Source organism: Nitrobacter vulgaris, from assembly GCF_031453995.1.
Taxonomy (GTDB): domain Bacteria; phylum Pseudomonadota; class Alphaproteobacteria; order Rhizobiales; family Xanthobacteraceae; genus Nitrobacter; species Nitrobacter vulgaris.
Window position 1 is genome coordinate 43752 of record NZ_JAVDPZ010000023.1, and the last position, 24528, is coordinate 68279.

The window sequence follows — 24528 nt, forward strand, 5'->3', positions numbered from 1 at the left end:
ATATTGTAGCGCGCCGCATCGTGAGGCGACTGTCGGAATCGACGCTAGATGCGTTCGGGCAGGTGACCGTCATGTGCGAGGTCGCTGAAGCGGGTGAACTGGCCTTCGAACTGTAGTTCGACGGTGCCGGTCGGCCCATGGCGCTGCTTGCCGATGATGACTTCGGCTTTGCCGTGCACCAGATGCATCTCGAGTTGCCATTTCTCATGTTCAGGCGTGCCGGGCCGAGGCTCCTTGTTCTGGAGGTAATACTCTTCGCGATAGACGAACATCACGACATCGGCGTCCTGTTCGATCGAGCCTGATTCGCGCAAATCTGAGAGTTGCGGGCGCTTGTCGTCGCGATTTTCGACCTGACGCGACAATTGCGACAGCGCGATGATCGGAACGTTCAGCTCCTTCGCCAGCGCTTTCAGGCTGGTGGTGATTTCGGTGACTTCCTGCACGCGGTTGTCGCTGCGCTTGCCGCTACCCAGCAGAAGCTGGATGTAGTCGATCACCAAGACGTCGAGCCCTCTCTGCCGCTTCAGACGGCGGGCTCGCGCGGTCAGTTGTGAAATCGAAAGGCCGCCGGTTTCGTCGACGAAGAGCGGCAGGTGCTCCAGCTCGATGGTGTGATCGCGGATCTTCTCGAAATCGTTTTCAGTGATGCCGCCGCGCCGAATATTGCTCGAGGGAATGCAGGTCTGCTCGGCGAGAATACGAGTCGCCAGTTGCTCCGCCGACATTTCGCAGGAGAAGAAGCCCACGATCCCGCCATTGACGGTCTTCATCGTGCCGTCAGGCTGAAGCTCCGACTCATGAGTCTTGGCAATGTTGTAGGCGATGTTGGTCGCGAGCGCGGTCTTGCCCATGCCCGGCCTGCCGGCCACGATGATCAGGTCGGACTGCTGCAATCCGCCCATTTTCGAGTCGAGATCGCGCAGGCCCGTCGCGATGCCGGAAAGCTTTCCATCGCGGCGGTAGGCGTTGGCCGCCATGTCGAGTGCGATCTTCATCGCCTGCGAGAATTTCTGGAAGCCGCCTTCATAGCGGCCGGATTCGGCCAGCTCGTAGAGTCGGCGCTCGGCGTCCTCAATCTGCGCTCGCGGCGCGAAATCGACCGGCGCGTCGTAGGCGACGTTGACCATGTCCTCGCCGATGTGAATCAGGTCGCGGCGTAACGCCTGCTCATAGATTGTGCGTCCGTAATGCAGGGCGTTGATGATCGTGGTCGCTTCCGCCGCCAGACGGGCGAGGTACTGACTTACGGTCATTCCGCCGATATCGGTTTCAGCGGGAACGAACGTCTTGACCGTGACAGGCGTTGCGATCTTGCCAGCGCGGATCAGGCTGCCTGCGGTTTCAAAGATGGTCCGATGCATCGAGTGGAAAAAGTGCTTCGGCTCAAGGAAATCCGAAACCCTGTAAAATGCGTCGTTGTTGACCAGAATGGCGCCGAGAAGGCCGCACTCCGCTTCGATGTTGTGCGGCGGGGTGCGATAGGCTGGTGTCGTCGCGTCAGGCGCAAGCTTCAGGATGTTCGAATCAGCCATGGCTTTCGGATTCTGACCTGGATTATTTGTGGGATACAGGCCCCGCATAAAGCGCCGCTCCGGTGGACGGCGAAAGCAAGGTTCTGCCCCTTATGCCCGATTCCCACATGACCTTGAATGAAACTTGAGTCGAAAATGCAAGGAACTTGACTGTCGCCAGCGACAAATCTCCGTCCGACTCGCCGAGCCGGGCTGACGCTCAAAACGAAACTTCGAATGGATGACGGAGCGACTTTGCATATCGGCCTATATTCACAGCACTAAGGATCGCACTTAGCCTTCGAAACTGAAATTTCCCGATTTGAAGCGGCTCATTCGCCGGCGATTTGAAACCGCGGCCGCTGTTTTTGCTCAAGATTGCGCAGTTTCGCTTCCCCACATTGGATATAATCGCGCGTCATAGGCACGGTGCCTTGCCGTTTCGTGATCTGAACTTGGAAATTCATCAGGTTCTGCTTCCGGAACGACATTTCCGATGCTGCCAAATAAAACTCCCACATGCGCGCGAACCGCTCATCGTAGAGCCACACGGCTTCTTCGCGTCTCGCCATGAAGCGCTCGCGCCATGCGTTCAGCGTCTCTGCATAGTGCAGACGCAGGATTTCGATGTCGCAGACGAGCAGTCCGGCGCCCTCGATGGCTGACAGGACTTCGGACAGCGCGGGGATGTAGCCGCCCGGAAAGATGTACTTCGCGATCCAGGGATTGGTAATGCCCGGGCCCTCGGAACGGCCGATCGAATGCAGCAGCATTATGCCGTCGGGTTCAAGCAGCTCGGCGCAACGTTTGAAAAAGGTATCGTAGTGGTCGACGCCGACATGCTCGAACATCCCGACAGATACGATGCGATCGAACGATCCGGGAATATCGCGATAATCCTGGAGCAGGAATTTCGTCGACCGCGTCATGTTGTTCTCAGCCGCGCGGGCTTTCGACACCTGAAGTTGTTCGGTCGAAAGCGTGATGCCGGTGACGTTGGCGCCAGTCATTTCCGCGAGATAAAGGCTGAGGCCGCCCCAGCCCGAGCCGATATCGAGGACGTTGTGGCCGCGCTCGACCAGAATCTTGGCGGTGATATGCCGCTTCTTTGCAAGCTGGGCGTCGTCCAGCGTCATGTCCGGAGTTTCGAAATACGCACAACTGTATTGTTTGTCGGCATCGAGAAACAGTGAGTAGAGACGGCCGTCGAGATCGTAATGGCGCGAGACGTTGTTTATGGAACGTCCGCGAGGATTGAATTGCTGGAAGTTGCGGACAAGATAGCGGAGCCACCATTGCAGCTTCGCCCAGCGCGGCATGATGTCGGGCTGGTCGAGGATGATCGCCAGAACGTCGGCAACCGATCCCCGTTCGACGAGCATTGTGCCGTCGGTGTAGGCCTCGCCGAAAGACATTTCAGGATCGAGCAGAAGCTGGCGTGCGACGTCTTTCGTGGTCAGCCGGACCCGAACCGGTTCCCCGGTGCCATCGCCGCAAGTGAAGGCCATACCGCTCGCGGTTACGAATGTGATCGAGCCGCGCCGGATAAATTGGTTCAGAAAAAACCGTAATAAACGGTCCATCGAAACCACCATCATCACGAGGACGCATCAGCCGCCATAACGTCTGGGAATGGCGTCCAAGTTCCATCAGCAATAATAATTAATAATAATAATGTCGCGGAAGCCGGTTCACCAATGTTCTGATCGCAAGGCCGATATCCGGAATCGAGCTGCGGTCATGTGTTTACATTCATCTCTACGCTTCCATTCGCAGCATAATGAGCTAAAAGGTGTGCCGCCGCGGCGGCCGCGCAATTTCCGCACCCGGAGGATGAGAATGTCGAGCCGAGCGCTCAGTTTAGCGACGATGCTTATGATCGTTGTTTTCGCGGGTGATGCCGGAGCGCAAAATCTCGAGGCAGGAAAGTCGGCTGCCCAGATGTTTTCGGGGAACTGCGCCTCCTGCCACAAAGCGGTGCGCGGGCTACTCAGGACGGTACCGCCCGGATCGTTGCCAGGCTTCCTGCGCCAGCATTATACCACCGGCCCCGACATGGCCGGGATGCTTAGTGCCTATCTGATTTCCAGAGGCGCGACCGATCAGCGGTCCCGCCCTGAACGACCCAGGTTATCTCCGGGTGATGTGAGACCGGAACCGAGGCAGGCGGAGGGACAGGGCAGGAGGCCGCTTCCCCAGGCGGCGCAGCCTGATCCTTCCGCGCAGAATGAACCACAGGCAGGTAAGGACCGGTATGGAAGGCGCATCATGCGGCCGGCCGCCGAGAATCCCGAGACTGCGAGACCGGCTTCGGAGGAGGCCAGTCAGCAGGATAGGCGGAAGCCTCGAGACAGGAAAAAGCTCAGCAAGCAAAGCAAGCCGGCCCCGGACGAATCGACGAAAGCTGGCGCCGCGGGGCAGGGCGCGTCTCCGAGCGACGCTGCGACGAAGCCCGAGACGGCGAAGACTGAACCGTCCGACGTGACGCCAGCCAAGGAAAAAGAAGCGGTTAAGGAAGAACCAGCTAACGGACAGACGCCCAAGGCGCAGCCCGGCAAGAAAGAAGCAGCCGAAGAAAAGACGGTCAAGGACGAAGCGCCAAAAACGGAGCCTGCCAAGAAACAGGCCGACGAGAAACAGCCTGCTCTGGAGCAAGCCGCAAAGCCGCAAGCGGTCAAGCCGGACGCATCGAAGCCTGATCCAGCCAAATCCGAGAGCGATAAGGCCGACGTCGGTAGAAGCGAAACGGGAAAACCTGGCGTTGATAAATCTGAAGCCGAGAAACCCAGCGCCGCAAGTAGCAAGGCGGACAGCACTCCGACCGATGCTGCGCCTTTCGGTGAACCCAAAACGGTGCCTCTGCGCGCCGATCCCGTTCCGGCGGTGACGCCTGCGCCGAAGGTCGGCAAGAGCGAAGCCCTGCCGCCGTCGGAAGCAGCGAGTTCCACGCTTGCGCCAGCTCCCTCCGACTCTGTCGCCGTATCGTCGCCATCGACCTCCGCAGCGCCGTCGCCATCAGCTTCGCCTAGGACGGAGCCGGCATCGCCGCCATTGGAGCCCGCGGCTTCTTGGTCCGCGCCGCCGCCATCGGCTCCCATCCAGTAGTCGCTTTGAAGACGCTACGATCGCTGCAACTTCGAATCGAGTCGAACAGACCGTCAGATCATTGATACCAAACCGCCGCCATGGCGCTCCAGTCGTCCGGCCAGTTCCAGTTCAAGCAGGACCGTGCGCACGACGGCCGGTGGGGCATCCGCCAACCGAATCAGATCGTCGAGCCCAATCGGCGCGGGACCAAGCAAGGCGACGATGCGCGCACGGTCGCTTGCGGCAGGCTCTTCGGTCCAGGTGCTCTCGTGCTCCGGTTCTTCAGCGGGTAGATCGACCGGCCGTCTCAAGATCGGCCGGACGGCATTGATGACGTCGGATGCCTCGGTAATCAGAGTCGCGCCCTGCTTGATAAGATCGTTAGTGCCAGCAGCACGAGGATCGAGCGGCGAGCCCGGCACGGCGAAAACCTCGCGGCCTTGCTCGGCGGCGATGCGGGCGGTGATCAGTGAGCCAGATCGATGCGCGGCCTCGACCACGACAACACCGATCGCAGCGCCCGAGATCAGGCGGTTGCGCCGCGGGAAATCACGGGCTCGTGGCACATGCCCCATCGGCATTTCAGAAATCGCGCCGCCGCCTTCCAGTATTGCCGCTAGCAGGTCCTCATGCTCCGACGGATAGATACGGTCGTGGCCACCGGCAAGCACTGCGACAGTACCGCGTGCCAGGCTTGCACGATGCGCCGCCTGATCGATGCCGCGTGCCAGTCCCGATACGATGACGAAACCGGCATCGCCGAGATTATGCGCCAGCGTTTGCGCGAACTTGTGACCGGCGCCGGATGCATTGCGTGAGCCGACGATCGCGATCATGGGGCGCTCCATGACATCGAGGTTGCCGCGCACACCAAGCAGTGGCGGCGCGTCGTCGATCATTGCAAGGTGCGGGGGATAGCCGGCCTCTCCTGGCGCTAGCAAACTGACGCCGATCCGCCGGGCAGCCGCCAACTCGTTCCGCGCCTCGGCTTCCGCACAAAGCCGGCCGGGACGCGAAGCTCCGCCACGCCGCGCCAGATCGGGTAGCCGGATGAGGGCCTCACGGGCGCTGCCGAAATGGTTCACGAGGGAACGAAAGGTCCGAGGCCCGACGTTTTCGGACCGGATAAGCCGCAGCCAATCGATCCGCTGCGCTTCGTTCAGCCGCCTGTCTGGATTCCGGATGTCCACGCCTGCCCCCAAAGCTAGAGCGTTTTCGAGCGAAGTGGATACCGGTTCGCGTGAAGAAAACGCGTCAAAACAACAAACTGGAGCTCGCTCCCAATCAGTAAAAAGCGGAAATGCTCCAGGTGAGCTTTGCCCAAGTTGTCGCGAGGGAGCAACCTTGGATGCGGCGTTGATCAACTTGATCCCAGATCGCCGTTACGCTTTCGCGCCGATCCTGCCTTCGCTGCCCGCGGAAAGACGCCGGATGTTGTCGCGGTGTTTAAACCACAACAGCACGGTCAGCACCGCAAACAGCAGCGCTTGCTGCGGGTGTCCGAGCCACCACAACAGCAGCGGCGTGAGCAGACTGGCGATGAGTGCCGATAGTGACGAGTAGCGTGTCGTGAACGCCACGAGCAGCCAGATCGCGCAGAAGGCGAGCGCTGTCGCCCAGCACAGGCCCAGCAGTACCCCGATATAGGTTGCGACGCCCTTGCCGCCGTGGAATTTCAGCCACACCGGAAAAAGGTGGCCGAGAAACGCACCGAGTGCCGCAGCCATGGCGGCCGCAGGCCCCCATAGCGATCCTGCAACAAGTACGGCGGCAGTGCCCTTGAGCATATCTCCAACAAGCGTTGCCGCGGCGAGTCGCTTGTGTCCGGTCCGCAGCACGTTGGTTGCACCGATATTGCCGGAGCCGACCGAACGCAGATCTTGCGTTCCGGCGAGCCGCGTCAAAATCATCCCGAACGGGACTGAGCCGAACAGGTAGCCGAAGACGAAGGCGATCACGGCAATGATGGAAGAAGACATCGTGAGGGGCTCCGGGCTTCACTTCGCAGATGTAAACCATAGATCGGCGTCATCGCGCCATAACCGACATGTCAAGGTAGAGAATGAGGTTCGCGTCCATCCGCCTGCGCAGCGGGTGTTCCTTGGTTCGGATACCTTCGCTGGCCGCCCTTATTGTGGCGTCAGACGTGTTCGAAAACCGTGCGTCCGCCGACGATTGTGCGGACGACACGGCCCAGGAAGCGCGACTCGTCAAATGGCGTATTCTTGCATTGCGATTTGAGATCGGCGGGATCGAGAATCCAGGGGACGTCAGGATCGATCACGATCACATCGGCGGGTGCGCCCGGTTGTAATGATCCACCCGGCAAACCCAGCAATTCTGCGGGCCGCGTCGACATTGCCCGGATCAGGGTTTTGATATCGAGTTCCCCGTTGTGTACAAGCCGCAGCGCCGCCGTCAGCATGGTTTCTAACCCTATCGCGCCGGACACAGCTTCCGCGAAAGGCAGGCGCTTGGTTTCCACGTCCTGCGGGTTATGGTCGGACATCACCACATCGATCAGGCCTGACGCCAGCGCCGCGACCAGCGCGCGGCGGTCATCCTCGCCGCGCAGTGGCGGCGACAACTTCAGAAACGTGCGGTATGGACCGATATCGTTTTCATTTAGAGTCAGATGATTGATTGACGCGGACGCGGTGACAGGAAGTCCGGCCTCGCGCGCGCGATGGAGAATATCGAGAGATTCCGCGCAGGTGAGCGACGCCGCATGGTAACGGCCGCCGGTGAGTCCCACGAGCCGCATGTCGCGCTCCAGAACCACCGCTTCCGCGGCCGTCGGGACGCCCGTCAATCCGAGACGGGCAGATAACTCACCTTCATTCATGACGCCTTCGCCGACCAAAAAGGCATCTTCGGTGTGATGGACGATCAGCGCGTCGAAATCGCGGGCATAGGTGAGGGCGCGGCGCATTACCCCGGCGTTCATCACGCTGCGGGCGCCATCGGTGAAGGCGACCGCGCCTGCCTCCTTCAAGAGGCCGATCTCGGTCATTTCCTTGCCGGCAAGACCCTTGGTCAGCGCCGCCATCGGATGAATGTTGACGATCGCGGTGTCCCGCGCGCGGCGCAGCACGAAATCGACGGTTGCGGAATTGTCGATCACCGGCGAAGTGTCAGGCTGGCAGACAATGGTGGTGATCCCGCCGGCAGCGGCGGCGCGGCTCGCGGATGCAAAGGTTTCGCGATGGCCGGCACCCGGCTCGCCGACGAAAGCGCGTATGTCGATCAGGCCGGGCGCGACGATCTTGCCGGCACAGTCGATGATGTCGGTGCCTTCGGGCACGCCTGCGGCGCCGATGCCGTGGCGCGCGTCACGAACGACCTCGTCAGTGATGAGCACATCCCCAGGGCCATCGAGATCGAGGGCAGGGTCGACGATGCGAGCGTTGGCGAGCAGGACGGGGCGGTGACCGCTTAGCATGTGCTGCACCTTCGCAAATCGAGAGCGCTCGCTAATGCTCGCCCTGCAAATCGGCCGGAACGGTCGGGTTCATGCATTCGGCAGATTCCTCGCCAGCGCCTCCAGCACTGCCATCCGCACCGCTACGCCCATTTCCACTTGTTCGCGGATCAGAGACTGCGTGCCGTCCGCGACGATTGAATCAATCTCAACGCCGCGATTCATCGGCCCCGGATGCATGACCAGCGCGTCAGGTTTGGCGTATGCGAGCTTTTTCTGGTCGAGGCCGTAATAATGGAAGTACTCGGAACTCGACGGCACGAACGAGCCGCTCATCCGTTCGCGTTGCAGCCGGAGCATCATCACGATGTCTGCGCCGTCCAGCCCCTCGCGCATATTGCGGGCGACTTCGACGCCCATGCGCTCGATGCCCGGTGGCAGCAGCGTGGAGGGTGCAACGACGCGGACCCGCGCGCCCATGGCGTTGAGCAGGATGATATTGGAGCGCGCGACGCGCGAGTGGAGCACGTCGCCGCAAATCGCGACCAGAAGTCCCTCCAGCCGTCCTTTGTTGCGGCGGATGGTCAGGGCATCCAACAGCGCCTGGGTAGGATGTTCGTGGGCGCCATCGCCGGCATTGATGACGGAACCGTCAACCTTGCGCGCCAGAAGCTCCACCGCGCCGGAAGCTGAATGTCGCATCACCAGAATGTCCGGGTGCATGGCGTTGAGCGTCATCGCGGTATCGACCAGCGTCTCCCCCTTGCGAGTCGACATTGACGATACCGACATATTCATCACGTCGGCGCCGAGCCGCTTGCCGGCGATCTCGAATGACGACTGGGTGCGGGTCGAAGCCTCGAAGAACAGGTTGATCTGGGTGCGCCCGCGCAAGGAGGTTCGTTTCTTGTCCACCTGGCGGTTCAATTCGACGTATTCTTCGGAAAGGTCGAGGAGGCCGGTAATGTCGGCGACGGAAAGGCCCTCGATGCCCAGCAGATGCCGGTGTCCGAGGACAAAGCTCGATTTGGCTGGCGATGTCATTAAAGCCAGAGCTATAGGCAGAGTTACCCCGTCGGGCAAGGCCGAACAGCGCGCAGGCAGGTTATCCCCCGCCGAAGCGGAGGTCACGGTAAACGAAGCGAAGACCCGTCGGCGTGAACTCGCCGCGGTTCCGGCATAAAGTCGCATGGGCATCAGCGCCGGCGGAGGTGGTTCATGACGCAACCATTCAGGACGCACGAGGTCTTCAACCAGTCGCCGCCGTTCGAGGACGTTGATCTATTTACGCTCGACCGTCCGTTGGCGGAGGCGGCAGCTGCGAACGGCGGAGCCACAGCCCGCGACGAAATGGAGGCGTTCGGAAAGCATTGGGGCTCGGCGGCGATGGCCGCGCGCGGCCGTCTGGCCAACGAAAACCCGCCGAAGCTGCGACTGTTCGATGCGCGCGGTAACCGGCGCGACGAGGTCGAATTCCATCCATCCTATCACGAACTGATAGCGAACAGCGCTCATGCCGGTCTCCACAATTCCACCTGGACGGCCGAGGGCAAACCCGCGGCCGGCGCGGCGGAAGTGGTGCGCGCAGCAAAATTCTATATGGCTGCGCAGGTCGAGACCGGACATCTCTGTCCGATCACCATGACCCGCGCTTCAGTGGCGGCGCTCGCGGCGCAGCCGGACATGTTGGCGAAAACGATGCCGGTGATTGCGACCCGCAGCTACGACCCGTCGGTTGCGCCGTGGTGGACCAAGCGCGGCATCACCCTGGGCATGGGCATGACCGAGAAGCAGGGCGGCACCGACGTGTCCATCAACCAGACCCGCGCCGTCCGCGATGGCGACGCCTATCGTATCACCGGTCACAAGTGGTTCATGTCGGCGCCGATGTGCGACGCGTTCCTGGTGCTGGCGCAGGCGGATGGCGGACTGACATGCTTTTTCATGCCACGCTTCCGTCCAGACGGCTCAGTCAACACGATTCATCTCCAGCGGCTGAAGGACAAGCTCGGCAATCGCTCCAATGCTTCGTCCGAAGTGGAATTTATCGAGGCTTATGCCCGGCGTGTCGGTGACGAAGGAAACGGCATTCGCACCATCATCCAGATGGTGCAGTTAACACGGCAGGATTGCGCCATCGCCTCGGTAGGCTTGATGCGCTCGGGGCTGGCACATGCGCTGCATCACACACGTCATCGCAGCGTGTTCCAGAAACGTCTCGTCGATCAGCCCTTGATGCATGCGGTTCTTGCCGATATGGCGCTGCATGTGGAAGCGTCGTTGGCATTGGTGATGCGGCTGTGTCGCGCGTGCGATGAAGCTCCGTCTAACCCGAAAGCGGCGACATGGATGCGGCTTTTAACGCCCGCGGTGAAATATTGGATCTGCAAGAGCTCGCCGGGCTTTCTGTATGAGGCGATGGAGTGCCTGGGGGGAAACGGCTATGTCGAGGAGAATATTCTGCCTCGTCACTATCGCGAGGCGCCGGTAAACGCGATCTGGGAAGGGTCCGGAAACGTGATGTGCCTCGACGTGCTGCGGGCACTGGCCCACGAAGGCGAGGCGGCTGTCGCCGTGCTCGAAGATTTCGTGGCGGATACCAATGGTTTGCCCGGTGCGGCGGAAGCGGTAGCATTTCTTGCCAAGACTTTCCGTCGGCCCGACTGTGAGCGCGTCGCGCGCCAGGCGGTGGAGACGCTCGCGCAACTGGCCGCGGTCGCGGCGCTCAACCGGACCTCGCCAAATCAGGCCGCGCTGTTTGCGACGACACGGCTCGGCGGCACGCATGGGCGCCTGTTCGGAACGGCCGAATTGTCCGCCGCCCAAAGCCGCGATCTGCTAGAGCGGGCGCTGCCATGAATCGGGGGTAAGCAAATGCCGAGCGGAGTAAGTATACCCGAAAGTGATCCTGTGACGCCGCCGGCGTTGGCTCCTTCACCGACCCGCGTCCCGCAAACGTGGAAATTTCTTGGCACCAGCCTTTGGGGGATCGTGGTATTCGCCGCGATGTTTGCAGGACAGCTATCCGTCCTTGCTTATTTCCTGATCACCGATCGTGCGCCGTTCAGTTTCGACGAGGTCAAGGAATTGGCCGGCGGAGGTCTGACCATCTCACTATCGGTCATCATGGGGCTGCCTGCGGCCCTGCTCGCGCTGTGGATCGCGATCCGGCTGTCGGGGGTGCCGTTCGCCGATTATCTCGCGCTGCGCTGGACCTCGTGGCGCTACCTGCTGCTTGGCATCGTCGCCATGGTCGTGCTTGTCATCGGCTGGGAGGGAATATCCAATGCGGTGGGACACGAAAGTTCGGCTGCATTCATGGTCGATGTGGCAAAGTCGGCCCGCGCCGATGGCGCGCTGTGGCTTCTGGTCATTTCATTTTGCGTCGTGGCGCCCGTCAGCGAGGAATTTCTGACGCGCGGATTCCTGTATCGCGGCTGGTCGGAGTCGTTCTTGCGCCCCACCGGCGCGATCTTGCTGTCATCGATGGTATGGACAGCGATGCACCTTCAATACGACTGGTTTTTCTTCGGGCAGATCTTTTCGATCGGATTGCTGTTCGGTTACCTGCGATACCTCAGCGGCTCGATCTGGCCGACCGTGATCCTGCATGGCCTCAACAATCTCGCGGCGACGCTACAGACGTTATGGCTCGCCAATCAGCCGTGATCACCCGGTTCGGACGATCGCCGCTGCGCCGCAAGCCGGTCCAAAGCACCCTGCAGAATAAAGATTGCAGCATGCTCGTCGATGACCTTGGCGCGCTTTGCGCGGCTCATGTCCAATCCGATCAACTCGCGCTCGACGGCGACCGTCGAGAGTCGCTCGTCCCATAGCCCGATTGCGAAATCGGTGAGTTTTGCCAGATTGCGCGCAAAAGCACGGGTCGACTGTGCGCGTGGCCCCTCACTGCCGTCCATGTTGATCGGCAGTCCAAGAATGAAACCTTCCGCACGACGTTCGCTTGCAATGGCAAGAAGCCGCGCGGCATCGACCGTGAACGTCTTGCGTTGGATGGTTTCCACGCCGGTGGCGAGGCGACGATCCGGATCGGACACCGCGACGCCAATGGTCTTGGTGCCGAGATCGAGTCCGACAAGCGCTCCGCGCTCAGGCCAATGCGCGGCGGCTTCGATCAACGGGAGAATGGATGCAGGCATGAGACCGCATATCATGGGCAAGACAGGCAGGGCAAAAGGGGGCTAAGGAACCGTTTGCGCGACCTTGGCAATCACGGATGGTTGCGGTGCGAAAGCCGGGTCTGCTATAGGCGTAACGCTTGTAGGGCGCCAATGCCTTACGATAGACGCCTGCGGGGGCCTAATATGTCCGTCGATGCCGCTACCGTCCGCCGCATCGCGCATCTCGCGCGTATAGCGGTCGATGACACCGAGGTTCCCCATCTCCAGGGCGAACTGAACGCGATCCTTGCCTTCGTTGAGCAGTTGCAGGAAGTGAACGTCGACGGTGTCGAACCGATGACGTCTGTGACGCCGATGGCGATGAAAATGCGGCCCGACCTGGTGAATGACGGCGAGATCGCGGACAAGATCGTCGCCAACGCGGCGGTGACTCATGACCACTTCTTTCTGGTGCCGAAGGTCGTCGAATAGCAGGGTTTGATTCGATGTGTCTGCTCTGTGGCGATGAAAAGTCGTATCGGGCTTATATGGATTACCTCGACGCCATGGAGCGCGAGGGCCGCACCGCCGATCCCGACGAGGCGATGAAGACCGTTTTCGAAAGACTTCAGGCAAACGATACGGCGCCTGCCGATGACCCCAGGAACGACAGAACCCTATCGCCTTTTTTTTGCAGCGCGGTTGATAAATGACAGACTTGACTTCGCTTACGCTGGCCGAGGCTCGTGACGGTCTCGCGGGCAAATCGTTCACCGCGCTCGAACTGGCCGACGCGCATCTTGCGGCGATGGAGCGGGCGCGCGTCTTGAACGCCTATGTGCTCGAGACGCCGGAGCAGGCGAGGGCGATGGCGCGCCAGGCCGACGGGCGGATTGCCAAAGGCGAGGGCGGACCGCTCAATGGCCTTCCGCTCGGCGTGAAGGATCTGTTTGCGACGGAAGGCACACGGACCACGGCGTGTTCGCGAATCCTCGATGATTTCAAGCCGCCTTATGAATCCACGGTGACGTCGCAGCTCTTCACGCGTGACGGCGCGGTGATGCTTGGCAAGCTCAACAATGATGAATTCGCGATGGGTTCGTCCAACGAGACCTCGTGCTTCGGTCCGGTGCTCAATCCGTGGCGGCGGCAAGCCTCCGACGCGAAACTGGTGCCCGGTGGCTCATCCGGCGGATCGGCTTCGGCGGTGGCGGCCGGATTATGTCTCGGCGCAACCGCGACCGATACCGGCGGCTCCATCCGCCAGCCCGCAGCCTTCACCGGTACCGTCGGCATCAAGCCCACCTACGGGCGTTGCTCCCGCTGGGGCATTGTCGCGTTTGCGTCGTCGCTCGATCAGGCGGGGCCGATTGCGCGTACCGTCCGCGACGCAGCGATTCTGCTGCGCTCCATGGCAGGCCACGATCCGAAGGATACCACTTCAGTCGATCGTGCCGTGCCTGACTATGAAGCCGCGGTCGGCAAATCCGTCAAGGGAATGAAGATCGGCCTTCCCAGGGAGTATCGGCTGGACGGAATGCCCGCTGAAATCGATAAACTGTGGTCGCAGGGTGCCGACTGGCTGAAAGCCGCTGGCGCCGAACTTGTGGAGGTGTCGCTGCCCCACACGAAATACGCGCTGCCCGCTTACTACATCGTCGCACCGGCCGAGGCGTCCTCAAACCTCGCGCGCTACGATGGCGTCCGCTACGGCGCCCGTGCAGCGGGTAACAACATTGTGGAAATGTATGAAAATACGCGTGCGATAGGCTTTGGCGCGGAGGTCCGCCGTCGCATCATGATCGGAACCTATGTTTTGTCGGCGGGTTACTACGACGCCTATTATCTCCGCGCACAAAAGGTTCGTACCTTGATCAAAAAGGATTTCGAGGATTGCTATGCGGCGGGGGTCGACGCGATCCTCACTCCGGCGACGCCGTCCGCCGCCTTCGGCATCGGCGAGAAGGCTGGCTCTGATCCGATCGAGATGTATCTCAACGACATCTTCACTGTGACGGCAAACATGGCGGGCTTGCCGGGTATTTCCGTGCCTGCGGGCAAGGATACTCAGGGACTTCCGCTCGGACTGCAACTGATTGGTCGGCCGTTCGACGAGGAGACGCTGCTTTCGCTCGGCGCGATTATCGAGCAGGCTACCGGGCGCTTTAAACCCGAGGTGTGGTGGTGACTCCAGATGCTTTCAAAGCCAGCCTGACGAGTGCGGCCCCGCCGGGGGGTGTTTCGCCACAGCTTGCGGCGTTGTGGTGGGCTGCCAAGGGTGACTGGAATAAGGCGCACGTCATCGTGCAGCCGCTGGTGGGGCCGGAGGCCGCTTGGGTGCATGCCTATCTGCATCGGCTTGATGGTCGCGAGATCGGCAACGCCGCTTACTGGTATCGCCGCGCCGACAAGCCGTTTGCGAAAGGTTCGTCCGAGGACGAGTGGAACCAGATCGTCGCGGAATTGCTGGGCGGCCAAAGCGGCTAGCTCATTCGGGAGTGGTCGCCCCGCCAATTTAATTACCGCTTTATTCGCGGTATCAGCGCCGCAAATTGACCACAACGGGAGGTAGCCCGGTCGAGACGGATTGCCATTCGCCGCGCCCCGAACCATAGTCGGCGCGCGATTGGCGGGGCGACTTTACGACCATGCGTTCAGCATTTGCTGTCATCGGACTGTGTACGGTGCTGCTTGGTTGCGCGTCGATTCAGAACGCGCCTGTCAACCAGCCGGGCAGCAGCGCCGATCTCGCGGGCCAACTGCACGAAAACTTCGAAGAACGCTCCGCCACCGACGACGATCTGGTCGCGCTGTCGTTTTCAGGCGGCGGTACGCGGGCGGCTGCCTTTTCCTTCGGCGTGCTGGAAGAACTGGCGCAGACGCCGGTGCGCGGCGGCGGCGCATCCATGATCGACCGCATCGATTTCATTTCCGGAGTGTCCGGAGGGTCGGTGACCGCTGCGTATTTCGGATTGCGCAAACGAGCGGCCATGGCCGACTTCCGTGAGAAATTCCTGCTGCGCAATGCCGAGGAGGGACTTCAAACCAACCTCAACCTTGCCACGCTTGGCAAAGCGTTCGCCGGCGGTATCAACGATTCCAACGGCCTGCCGCGCTGGCTCGATGCCAACCTGTTTCATGGCGCGACCTTCGCCGATCTACGAAAGACGGTACGCCCGCGGGTGTGGATCAACGCCTCCGACATCTACAATCGCACGCCCTTTGTTTTTGGTGTGACTGCGTTCAGCGCAATGTGCAGCGACCTCGAGTCTTATCCGATGGCAAACGCGGTGGCGGCGTCGGCGGCGGTCCCCGTCGCGTTCGCGCCGGTGGTGATTCAGACCTTTCCGGGTCGATGCAAGGATCCGCTGCCGGCATGGATCGTGAAAGCGCGCGACAATCGCAACGCGCCGCCGATGTTGAGCGCCTTTGCGAAAGCAATCAGCCGCTATCATGATGGCGAAATTCCCTACATCAAGCTGCTCGACGGTGGTCTGGTCGACAACTACGGCTTGGCCGGTTTCACCATCGCGCTGCTGTCGGCGCGCGCTCCCTATGAACCGCTGTCACCCGAGCAGGCCGTCAAAATCCGGCGCGGACTGTTTGTGGTCGTGGATGCCAAGACCGGCGTTTCAGGCAACTGGATCAATACCATTGAAGGTCCAAGCGGCGCCGATCTGGTCAAGGCGGCGGCGAATACCGCAATCGATGCCAGTGTGGGCGCGGGTTACACGGCCTTCGAGCGTACCATGGGTGATTGGCAGGCGGCGCTGGTCCGTTGGCGCTGTGGTCTGACTGCGGCGGAGCGCGCCCGTTACGGGGCGCGTCCGGGTTGGAACTGTCACGATCTGAAATTTTTCGTAGGCCGCGTCGGCTTCGATCAACTTGATTCCGCGCGCGCCGCTCGCCTCGAGACTGTTCCGACCCGATTCCACTTGCCGCCGCAGCAGGTGGACGAGGTCATCGCGGCAGGCCGGGACGCATTGCGGGCAAGCTCCGCGTTTCGCATGTTTGCCGGAAGCAAGTAAGTGAGCGTGGACACCCCGCGTAAGATGGGGTTTCCCAATCGCGAACCCCGGAGTAAAAGCCGCGCATGAACGCACCTGTCAAACCGTCTAACCTGATCAAAGGCGCAACCGGCGACTGGGAGATGGTGATCGGGCTTGAAGTCCACGCCCAGGTCACTTCCAACGCAAAGTTGTTTTCGGGCGCCTCGACCGCCTTCGGCGGCGACCCCAACAGCCATGTCTCGCTGGTCGATGCGGCGATGCCCGGAATGCTGCCGGTCATCAACGAGGAATGCGTCCGCCAAGCGGTGCGCACCGGGCTTGGGCTGAACGCGCAGATCAACCTGCGCTCGGTGTTCGATCGCAAGAACTATTTCTATCCCGACCTGCCGCAGGGCTATCAGATCAGCCAGTACAAGTCGCCGATCGTCGGTGAGGGTGAAGTCGTCGTCGATCTTGCTGACGGCACGAGCTTTGTGGTCGGGATCGAGCGGCTCCATCTCGAACAGGACGCCGGCAAGTCGCTGCACGAGCAGCATGCGGACATGAGCGCGATCGACCTGAACCGCTCCGGCGTAGCGCTGATGGAAATCGTATCCAAGCCCGACATGCGTTCATCCGAGCAGGCCAAGGCCTATGTGACGAAGCTGCGGACGATCCTGCGCTATCTCGCCACCTGCGACGGTGACATGGAGAAAGGCAGCCTCCGCGCCGACGTGAACGTCTCGGTGCGCCGGCCGGGCGAGCCCTTCGGTACGCGCTGCGAGATCAAAAACGTCAACTCCATCCGCTTCATCGGTCAGGCGATTGAACACGAGGCGCGGCGTCAGATCGAAATTCTCGAGGATGGCGGCAGCATTGATCAGCAAACCCGGCTGTTCGATCCGGATAAGGGCGAGACCCGCGCGATGCGCTCCAAGGAAGAGGCACACGACTACCGCTATTTTCCAGATCCCGACCTGCTGCCGCTGGAGTTTTCGCAGTCCTTCGTCGATGCGTTGAAGACCGATCTGCCGGAGTTGCCGGACCAGAAGAAGGCAAGGTTCATCGCGGATCTCAGCCTGACACCCTATGACGCCGCCGTGCTTGTCAACGAGCATGAGTGCGCCAACTTCTACGAGTCGGTTCTGGCCGGTCTTGCGAACGCGCGACGCGATGGGAAAGTTGCCGCCAACTGGGTGATCAACGAACTGTTTGGGCGCCTCAACAAGGAGGGCCTGAGCATCGCGGCATCGCCGGTATCGGCGCCCCAGCTCGCTGCGATCATCGACCTGATTGGCGAGGGAACCATCTCCGGCAAGATCGCCAAGGATCTGTTCGAGATCGTTTGGACCGAAGGCGGCGATCCGCGGGTGCTGGTCAAGGCGCGCGGGATGAAGCAGGTCACCGACATGGGTGCGATCGAGAAGGCGGTCGAGGATATCGTCGCTGCCAACCCGGACAAGGTCGCGCAGGTCCGCGCCAAGCCGCAGATGATCGGCTGGTTCGTGGGTCAAGTGATGAAAGCGTCCGGCGGTAAGGCCAATCCGCAAGCCGTAAACGATCTGCTCAAGACCAAACTTGGACTGTAACCTACGACCGTCGGTTCAACTCGGCAGCGCGGCTGCATTCCTTGTCCCGACCGCATGGGGGCGACGGCGCCTGCGTTTGTTTGGCGGAGCGTTGCGGGCTGAAGCAGTTGGCCTCGCATGGCACGGAGTGGCGCTACGTTACGTCCGCCAGCCGATGCAGAAGGCTTTGTCAAAAGCTTCAAAGGCCGCTTCGCGCCTAGTGCCTCAACGAGCATCTGTTCGTCAGCTTCGACGAGGCCCGCCAGTCATCAAGGACTGAAGGATCGACTACAACACCAACCGCTCGCAAACGTCCTCATGGGCTCGTACCAACTGAGTTTGCAGCCTGCCCCAACGAGCCGACAGCGCCCGGAAGAGCAGTGAGAGCTGAATCAATTTTTGCGAATCGCATTTCACGATTCGCAAAAGCGATGCGTCATGGCGGGCTCGGGCGGTGGCTTTCAAGCTTGTTGGTGAAAATATTTTTATTGCCAAAAGTCGCGACTCGGAGTCCGTGCCTATATCGATTTCACCTTCGCTCCGACTCGTCACGATGCGTGCTGCGCATCTATCGCTGATTTGTTGAATGCAGAATATCGCTGCGGCGCAGTGGTTTTCTTAAAAATATTGAGATGCGCCTGCGCAGGGTTTCTTAGCTTGCTGGCGCCTCTCGTCAACGAGTCTCCGCATCATCGCGGTGCGTGCTGCCGTCTTGCCGCTGTAAGGCATCAACACTTCCTTAAGCGAGACACTGTTTTTTTCAATATGTTGGTGTATTCGAATGATGTGCACTTCGATTCCCGAGTGCATGCAGCGACTAAGCCATCTCACTACATCTGGAGGGCAACATGGCCAAGAAAGCGAAGAAGGCGAAAGCGAAAACGAAGAAGGTGAAGAAGACGAAGAGCGCAGTGAAGAAGACTGCGAAGAAGACCCGCAAGGTCGCCAAGAAGAAGAAGTAAGTTCGCTTTGGAATCGCCGGCAGCTTGATGCCGGCGAAGTCGTAGGAGCCGAAGAGAGTTTGTTTCCAAACAGATTTCAAATTCGGGCTTTGGCGACGAGAGAGGGTGTCGGCGAGACATCAGGTCAAACGGTCGGATCGTCGTTTCGGAACTCCCCCCGCGACAACCGATCCGAAGGAAGAACGCGGTGAGTTTCACCGTCGGTCTTCGTCGACGCGGATATCAAGATCCGCGATCACTTGCAGCCTCGGCTGCGGTGAGAGTTGGTCCTGACGTGTTCACCGACGCCCTCGTCCTACGCTGGCGTGGCTCAGCCCCGGCGCTGCCATTTTCCATCATTTGCAGTTGATCTGTCGCAGGAAGGCGACGAATCGTGATGCTTACGGCGTCCGGCCTCCTGCTTTAGCGAGCGCGGTTGGATCCGGGCTGTGGCGATGGTTAGCAGTTTGCCAAATGAAACAGTAAATCGAATCCTGTGAAACTACAAAAACCTCTGTCACATAACGGTTTTTTGATTCGGTGCGATTCCTGTCCGCAACGGTGTTCACGTTCGATTCATCCCAATACTTAAACTGCTCTTCAAATTTAACCTCCATGATCCGTGTGTCTGGACGGCACGCCGGCGAACGGCGGTTGGATCCAGCGGGGCGCCAACAGGTGGATGGGCCGCACTCGAAGCAGGGGTGGCAAAAAAAGGAACAGAGAGATGTTTCAGGGGCAGATCGACTACGAGACGGCGGTGCCGGTAAGCGCTGACGCTATTCAGGATATTCTTTTCGAACAGGGCCTGTATTGGGCGAGCGGTCGGGCCGGCCTGGTCGATCTGGTGGCCGCGCATAAATGGTTCAATCTTGCAGCGCTTAAGGGACACACTGACGCGGCCGCGATGCGCCGCGAGGTTGCGGCGCTGATGTCCGAGGCCGAGATTGTCATGGCGCAACGCGACGCGCGGGCCTGGATGACGGTGCACTGAGCCGCTTTGACTTTCGCGTCCAATGCGCCGCGGGAGTCTTACCGCTTGGTATCGCCTTCGGGTTGCTTGCGATTGAATCTGAAATCTCGGGCAGCAAAGGCACTGGAGCTGTGCCATATGGCCACCGACAACTAAGGTCTCTCGGTTCCGCCTGGCGACGCAGCAAGCGTCTCGAGAAGGGCGCGCACGAAAGGGCTGTGCCAGCATAGCTTCGGCGATGTCGGTGCGGGTTTTGGAATCTTTCCATCGTTTTGTTTCATAGCTGCACGAATGGACTGCGCATCTCCTTTCAATGGGCCCTGAAGCAGGGGCGCGTCGACGTCGGCGAGGGCAAGGTTCCTCTCAGGACGGGAAGGCGGCAAATACCCGGCCGACCCATCAGTGTTATTGATCGAGGCTGCGGCTGGGCACCTGCAGAAACCCGCATGAGGCCCAGTAGAACGAGGCATTCTGTTTGTTCGCCAAGTATGCGCGAGCGACTGGCTTGGGCTGGTTCCATTGCTCGATTGCGAGGGGTGTCGTTTTCAACCGCTCGTTGGCGCACGCTGCAATGTTTGCCAGAGATCATGCGCCAATCAGCGCCAGCCATGAGCGTGAACGGCGTTGCCGCTAATGGGCTAATGAGATGTAAGGCGTGCGATCATTCACCTTTCGCAGCCTCCACATCCTGCGACCTGACGCTGAGGTGATGCGACCCGTCGTCACAGATCGTTGCACGGCACGCGCCACCCGCAGCTCTCCGCTGCCACCGACATCTGCTGCGAAGCGCGGCGGCGAGGACGCCTGGGAGGCACTAGCCTGACCGAGCAAAGGGCTGGTTTCGAACCTGGGCCGCCGCAGGCCAGCTAATCGTTATCGTCCAGTTCAGCGTCCCAGCCACGCGCCTTTGCACGGGCGATGGCCTCGGCATAAACGCGCTTGTGGCGATCGGCCAACTCCGGTGGCAACGCGCTGGGAACGTTGCCGTATTGATCCCAAAGCTGGTCCACTTTGCTCATCAACGCCTGCATCTGGCCGGCGTCCCAATTCGCGCAGTCTTGTGTCTCGGGAATGAGACCGAACACGCGCGCATCAAGCACGGTTCGCCCGAGCGGGGTCATCCCATGTCTGTCTTGGTCGAGTCCGACGTATTTGGCCATGGACGATTCTCTTGCATGAAAAACGATTCGCCGAGTGCTGGCGGCAAGCGTTGTTATCAGCTCGCCTTGGGGACTGAATAAGAAAATCAAATTTGCTTATTCAGTCTATCCTTTATGATGTTGCGGCCGGCCTGCTTGGCCAGCCGGGGCTGCGGGGCCCCCGAATGCTTCGGCATCGCGCTATCCCGATCGAACAAGGAGTGTTGCCGTGGACCAATGGGTCTCTTGGTGTCTAGTGGTGTTGCCGTTGCTACCGGCACTATCGGCGATCGTCGCCCCGCTAGCCGGAGCCGGTCGGCCGGCACAGGCGGCGCGCATCAGCGTGACGATGACCGCTGTCACCTGCGCTGTCGCGCTGGCGATGCTGGTGGCGGTGCTGGCCGCGCCGGAGAGCGAGGTGATGCTGGCTCGACTCGGGCCGGCGGCTCTGTTGCTCGACCATCTCGCGGTGGCGATGGCGGTGCTGGTGGCGGCTATCAGCTTGGTGGTGCATGTCTATTCGGTGCGCTACATGGCCGACGAGCCCGGCTACGTGCGGTTTTTTGCCAAGCTTGACCTGATGACGGCCGTGATCCTGCTGATGGTTATCGCCGCCGATCTGGTCACGCTGCTGGTCGCCTGGTTCCTGATTGGGGTGCTGCTGTTCTTTCTGCTCGGCTTCGACACCAGTCGCAAAGCCAGCGGCCGCTATGCGTTGTGGACGTTTCTGACCTATCGCGTGGGCGATCTGCCCCTGGTGGGCGCGGCGTTGCTGTTGTGGCATGGCTATGGAACCGCTCAGTTGCCGGAACTGTTCACACGGATCAGCGCCGATCCGAGTGTGCAACTCGGCGGGGTGGCGGTGGTGCCGCTGGCGGCGCTACTGCTGGCGCTGGCGGCGTTTGCCCGCTCGGCGCAGTTCCTGTTACATACTTGGCTGCCTTACACAATGGACGGTCCCACGCCGGTGTCGGCACTGATGCATGCGGGCATTGTCAACGCCGGGGGATTCTTGTTCAACCGCTTCGCTCCGGTGTTCGTTCACGCGCCCAACGTGCTGCACCTGGCCTTCGTCGTCGGGCTGGTGACGGCGCTGATCGGCTCGGCGCTGATGCTCACGCAAAATGACGTCAAGAAATCTCTGGGCTATTCCACCATGGGGCAGATGGGCTTCATGATCATGGAATGCGGGCTGGGCGCATTTTCGCTCGCCGTCTATCACCTCATCGCACATGGATTGTTCAAAGCCACGCTGTTCCTCGGCTCGGGCAATGTCATCAGCGAAAGCCGCCACGAGGATGGCGTGCCGCCCGATGATATCTACAGCTTCGTGGTCGAGCGCCGTCCCCTGCGCGAAGTTAAGAAGGTGCCCTGGCTGTTGGCCGCGCTCGTCACCGTGCTGGTGCCGGTGCTGGTGCTGGGCTTGTCACACGGGGTGGTGGCGGAGGATTTCTTCCATAAGCAAGGCTCGGTGGTGCTGCTGTTCTTCGGCTGGGTCACCGGCGCGCAATTGTTCTTCTCCATTCACAAGCTGCCTAGCGAGAACGCATGGGGCTTGCTGACCATGATCCTTCTGTCCTTTCTCATCGTAGTGGTGGGCTATACACTCATCGCACATGCGTTCGAGGCCTTCCTCTACCCGGATCCGGTGCTGCGCGACGCCATCTATGCCGCGGCGGGCATCAACGACCTCGCTTTCGTCATCCTTGTTCTGTTCTTCACTGCGTTGCTGGTCGGCGCCTGGCTGGTGACATTTTATGCGCAGTCGCTCGAAATCGGGGGGAAACCCGGCACACGGTGGAACGCTATTTACCTCAATCTCTACGCCCTGTTCTCGCGAGAGTTCTATGTGTCCGTCATTTACACCCAACTGTCACGCAGCCTGCTGGCCGCGACCAAGCGGGTGAATATTTGGCTGCGTTGGGTCTGACCGCCATGATCGCTCTGTTCCTTGCCTTGATCCTGCTGCCGCTGTTTCCCCTGAGCATGTTGTTCAACGCCGGGCTCCAGGCGCTACCCGTGTGGTTGCGCGCTCCAGTGCTTTTGGCGTGTCCCATTGCGGGGGTGCTGTTGCTCGACCGGGCGGCCGCGCCACCCGAGCAATACATAACTCCCCTGCAGCTATTGGCGGCGTTCACCGCGCTGCTCTATGCATGGCGGCTGCTTGCGGTGCAGGAGGTGTTCATTTGGGCGCGGCTGCAGGCCACCTCCGCTTGGCCCCTGGTATGGCTGGCGTGGCTGCACGGTCTGCACGGTAAAGCGCTCATGTTCGTGGCTCTGGCGGTGACAATCCCCGCTGCGCTGCTGATGGTTCTCGGCTCCAGCCTGAGCGAGCGTCTCGGAGGGGCGTATCTCGGACTGCGTGGGCGCATCGGCCCGGCCTTTCCGCGCCTGACCTGCGCCTTGGTGCTGACCTTGCTCGCGGCTCTGGCGGCGCCTCCTTTCCCCGGGTTCTTCGCCATGTTTGCGGTGCTGAAGCAGATTCCCGCTGGTCTGGCGACTGTCGTGCTTGCGGTGTGGTTGCTGTGGAGCTGGGCGGCCGCAATCTTGTGGCAGCATGGCCTGTTCGGGAAAGAATGGCCGCGCCCGGCGGGCGCAGTCGACTTGTCACTCAGCACTGGTCTGTTGCTGATGCTCGCAGCCGTTGCCGCGGTGCTGGCTTCGATCGGAGGGTGGTCATGGTGGATGCATTGAACCTCGGCCGGCGTCTGCGGGTACGCTCGACCGCCTATGTGGCGGGTGAGCCGGTGCCGTTTTTCTGGCCGATGCGTACCTTCATTCACCACAACCCGCTCTACGGCCTCGAAAACATGCCGTTCGAACAGGCGGTGCGCCGTGGTGCGGAGCTGTTCCATGCGCGCATGTTCCTGCCGCGCAGCAACTACCAGCAGTGGCAGCGCGAAGGCAAAGTTCGGCAGGACACCCTGACCGAGGAGATCGTCCGACGCTCGCAGGAGCTGCCCTCGGTGCCAGGCATCGACTGGTCTCGCTGGCTGCAGGCGCTGATGCAGTTGCCGCATGACCGCGACGTGGTGGTGCGCGGCGTGCGGGCGAAGGACGTCCACGCCGCGATGCACGGCCGTCCGTCTTCCGCGGAGGCTGTCGACGTTGCGGCGCTGTTGCCGGATCTTGAGCAGCGTCTGCACGCGCGCACATTGCCCGAGGCGGTCGACGCAATGTGGGGTACCAGCCTGGCCGACGAACTCGACGAGCTGGTGATCAAAAACTGCCTGGATTTTTTCGACGAAGACCAGTCGGCCTGGCGTATGCCCGGGCGCGAGCGCGGCCTGTTCGTTGCCTGGAGCGAGCTCACGCGGCGCAATGCGCGCATGTTCCTGCGTGGGCTACACATGCCACGCATTCTCGATCTGGTGCAGGACGCCGAGAGCGCCGTCGTGTACGTCATGGAGGAGATGGGCATCAGCGCCGACACCTGGCCGATCTACTTCACGCGCGTGCTCACCCGGTTGCATGGCTGGACCGGCTTTGTGCGTTGGCGCGCGTCGGCCAAGCACTACTATTGGGCGCAGCAGTACCCCGCCGACATTGTCGATCTTCTGGCAATTCGGCTCGTAATGGGCCTGGCGTTGCTGCAGGAGAGCGCGCGCAGTCGTGGCACGCCGGTCCGGCGTGAACAGCTCAATAGCGTGTTGCGCGAACGCGGCGCGGAAAGCGTACTGCGCTATGCGCTGCACAGTGGCGAGGTGTTGCCCGATTGGGCGCAGCGCATCGACGACACGCTGTCGCGCGGCAACGGCACCCGCTGCCATGATCT

The 24528-nt window shown here is 61.1% G+C and carries 21 protein-coding genes; 13 read left to right on the forward strand and 8 right to left on the reverse strand.

Annotation, left to right across the window (positions count from 1 at the left end; translation table 11 throughout):
* Nucleotides 1-44 precede the first annotated feature (44 nt).
* On the reverse strand, nt 45-1535 hold the full coding sequence (locus tag GGQ85_RS14055) for a replicative DNA helicase (protein ID WP_309775027.1): 1491 nt from the start codon (nt 1533-1535) through the stop codon (nt 45-47).
* Between the two features lie 311 nt (nt 1536-1846).
* Entirely contained in the window at nt 1847-3097 is a 1251-nt protein-coding gene (locus GGQ85_RS14060; protein ID WP_309775028.1) for a cyclopropane fatty acid synthase, read from the reverse strand.
* Nucleotides 3098-3353: 256 nt separating this feature from the next.
* Between GGQ85_RS14060 and GGQ85_RS14065 the strand changes: the two genes are divergently transcribed.
* Entirely contained in the window at nt 3354-4619 is a 1266-nt protein-coding gene (locus GGQ85_RS14065; protein WP_309775029.1) for a hypothetical protein, read from the forward strand.
* 53 nt (nt 4620-4672) lie between these two features.
* On the opposite strand, the gene dprA is transcribed toward GGQ85_RS14065, so the two are convergent.
* The 4 genes from dprA to GGQ85_RS14085 all read right to left on the reverse strand — a co-directional run bounded on the left by dprA (nt 4673) and on the right by GGQ85_RS14085 (nt 9066).
* Nucleotides 4673-5791: a DNA-processing protein DprA gene (dprA, locus tag GGQ85_RS14070; protein ID WP_309775031.1), complete on the reverse strand. Its 1119-nt coding sequence runs from the start codon at nt 5789-5791 to the stop codon at nt 4673-4675.
* 192 nt (nt 5792-5983) lie between these two features.
* Nucleotides 5984-6580, reverse strand: coding sequence for a glycerol-3-phosphate 1-O-acyltransferase PlsY (plsY, locus tag GGQ85_RS14075; RefSeq protein WP_079447096.1), 597 nt, complete (start codon nt 6578-6580; stop codon nt 5984-5986).
* Nucleotides 6581-6741: 161 nt separating this feature from the next.
* A complete protein-coding gene (locus tag GGQ85_RS14080; RefSeq protein ID WP_309775032.1) occupies nt 6742-8043 on the reverse strand; it encodes a dihydroorotase in 1302 nt (433 codons plus the stop codon).
* Nucleotides 8044-8112: 69 nt separating this feature from the next.
* On the reverse strand, nt 8113-9066 hold the full coding sequence (locus tag GGQ85_RS14085) for an aspartate carbamoyltransferase catalytic subunit (RefSeq protein ID WP_309775033.1): 954 nt from the start codon (nt 9064-9066) through the stop codon (nt 8113-8115).
* A gap of 174 nt (nt 9067-9240) precedes the next feature.
* On the opposite strand from GGQ85_RS14085, the gene GGQ85_RS14090 reads away from it, so the two are divergent.
* Both GGQ85_RS14090 and GGQ85_RS14095 read left to right on the forward strand, forming a co-directional pair.
* Entirely contained in the window at nt 9241-10881 is a 1641-nt protein-coding gene (locus GGQ85_RS14090; RefSeq protein ID WP_309775034.1) for an acyl-CoA dehydrogenase family protein, read from the forward strand.
* 15 nt (nt 10882-10896) lie between these two features.
* Entirely contained in the window at nt 10897-11691 is a 795-nt protein-coding gene (locus GGQ85_RS14095; RefSeq protein ID WP_309775036.1) for a CPBP family intramembrane glutamic endopeptidase, read from the forward strand.
* Here GGQ85_RS14095 and ruvX read toward each other — a convergent pair.
* Entirely contained in the window at nt 11682-12182 is a 501-nt protein-coding gene (ruvX, locus tag GGQ85_RS14100; RefSeq protein ID WP_309775037.1) for a Holliday junction resolvase RuvX, read from the reverse strand. The two genes, GGQ85_RS14095 and ruvX, sit on opposite strands and share 10 nt — an antisense overlap.
* A gap of 165 nt (nt 12183-12347) precedes the next feature.
* Between ruvX and gatC the strand changes: the two genes are divergently transcribed.
* From gatC to GGQ85_RS14135, 7 genes are all read left to right on the forward strand, one after another.
* Nucleotides 12348-12635, forward strand: coding sequence for an Asp-tRNA(Asn)/Glu-tRNA(Gln) amidotransferase subunit GatC (gene gatC, locus GGQ85_RS14105; protein WP_079447090.1), 288 nt, complete (start codon nt 12348-12350; stop codon nt 12633-12635).
* A gap of 14 nt (nt 12636-12649) precedes the next feature.
* The gene (locus GGQ85_RS14110) at nt 12650-12856 is read left to right on the forward strand and encodes a hypothetical protein (RefSeq protein ID WP_079447089.1); all 207 of its coding nucleotides are present in this window, start codon (nt 12650-12652) and stop codon (nt 12854-12856) included.
* Nucleotides 12853-14331 (forward strand): Asp-tRNA(Asn)/Glu-tRNA(Gln) amidotransferase subunit GatA, encoded by a 1479-nt coding sequence (gene gatA / locus GGQ85_RS14115; protein WP_309775038.1) that lies wholly within the window; start codon nt 12853-12855, stop codon nt 14329-14331. The genes GGQ85_RS14110 and gatA overlap by 4 nt, the downstream gene beginning before the upstream one ends.
* Complete coding sequence (locus GGQ85_RS14120) at nt 14322-14630, forward strand: hypothetical protein (RefSeq protein WP_309775039.1); 309 nt, start codon at nt 14322-14324, stop codon at nt 14628-14630. The genes gatA and GGQ85_RS14120 overlap by 10 nt, the downstream gene beginning before the upstream one ends.
* 161 nt (nt 14631-14791) lie before the next feature.
* Complete coding sequence (locus GGQ85_RS14125; RefSeq protein ID WP_309775040.1) at nt 14792-16171, forward strand: patatin-like phospholipase family protein; 1380 nt, start codon at nt 14792-14794, stop codon at nt 16169-16171.
* Between the two features lie 65 nt (nt 16172-16236).
* On the forward strand, nt 16237-17721 hold the full coding sequence (gene gatB, locus GGQ85_RS14130) for an Asp-tRNA(Asn)/Glu-tRNA(Gln) amidotransferase subunit GatB (protein ID WP_309775041.1): 1485 nt from the start codon (nt 16237-16239) through the stop codon (nt 17719-17721).
* Nucleotides 17722-19368: 1647 nt separating this feature from the next.
* The gene (locus tag GGQ85_RS14135) at nt 19369-19635 is read left to right on the forward strand and encodes a hypothetical protein (protein WP_309775042.1); all 267 of its coding nucleotides are present in this window, start codon (nt 19369-19371) and stop codon (nt 19633-19635) included.
* 845 nt (nt 19636-20480) lie between these two features.
* On the opposite strand, the gene GGQ85_RS14140 is transcribed toward GGQ85_RS14135, so the two are convergent.
* On the reverse strand, nt 20481-20774 hold the full coding sequence (locus GGQ85_RS14140) for a hypothetical protein (RefSeq protein WP_079447084.1): 294 nt from the start codon (nt 20772-20774) through the stop codon (nt 20481-20483).
* 208 nt (nt 20775-20982) lie between these two features.
* Here GGQ85_RS14140 and GGQ85_RS14145 point away from each other — a divergent pair, with 208 nt between their 5' ends.
* The 3 genes from GGQ85_RS14145 to GGQ85_RS14155 all read left to right on the forward strand — a co-directional run.
* Entirely contained in the window at nt 20983-22683 is a 1701-nt protein-coding gene (locus GGQ85_RS14145) for a proton-conducting transporter transmembrane domain-containing protein (RefSeq protein ID WP_079447083.1), read from the forward strand.
* A gap of 5 nt (nt 22684-22688) precedes the next feature.
* Complete coding sequence (locus tag GGQ85_RS14150; RefSeq protein WP_309775043.1) at nt 22689-23447, forward strand: hypothetical protein; 759 nt, start codon at nt 22689-22691, stop codon at nt 23445-23447.
* A partial coding sequence (locus tag GGQ85_RS14155; protein WP_309775044.1) for a putative inorganic carbon transporter subunit DabA occupies nt 23432-24528 on the forward strand: 1097 nt, incomplete at its 3' end. The genes GGQ85_RS14150 and GGQ85_RS14155, both read left to right, overlap by 16 nt.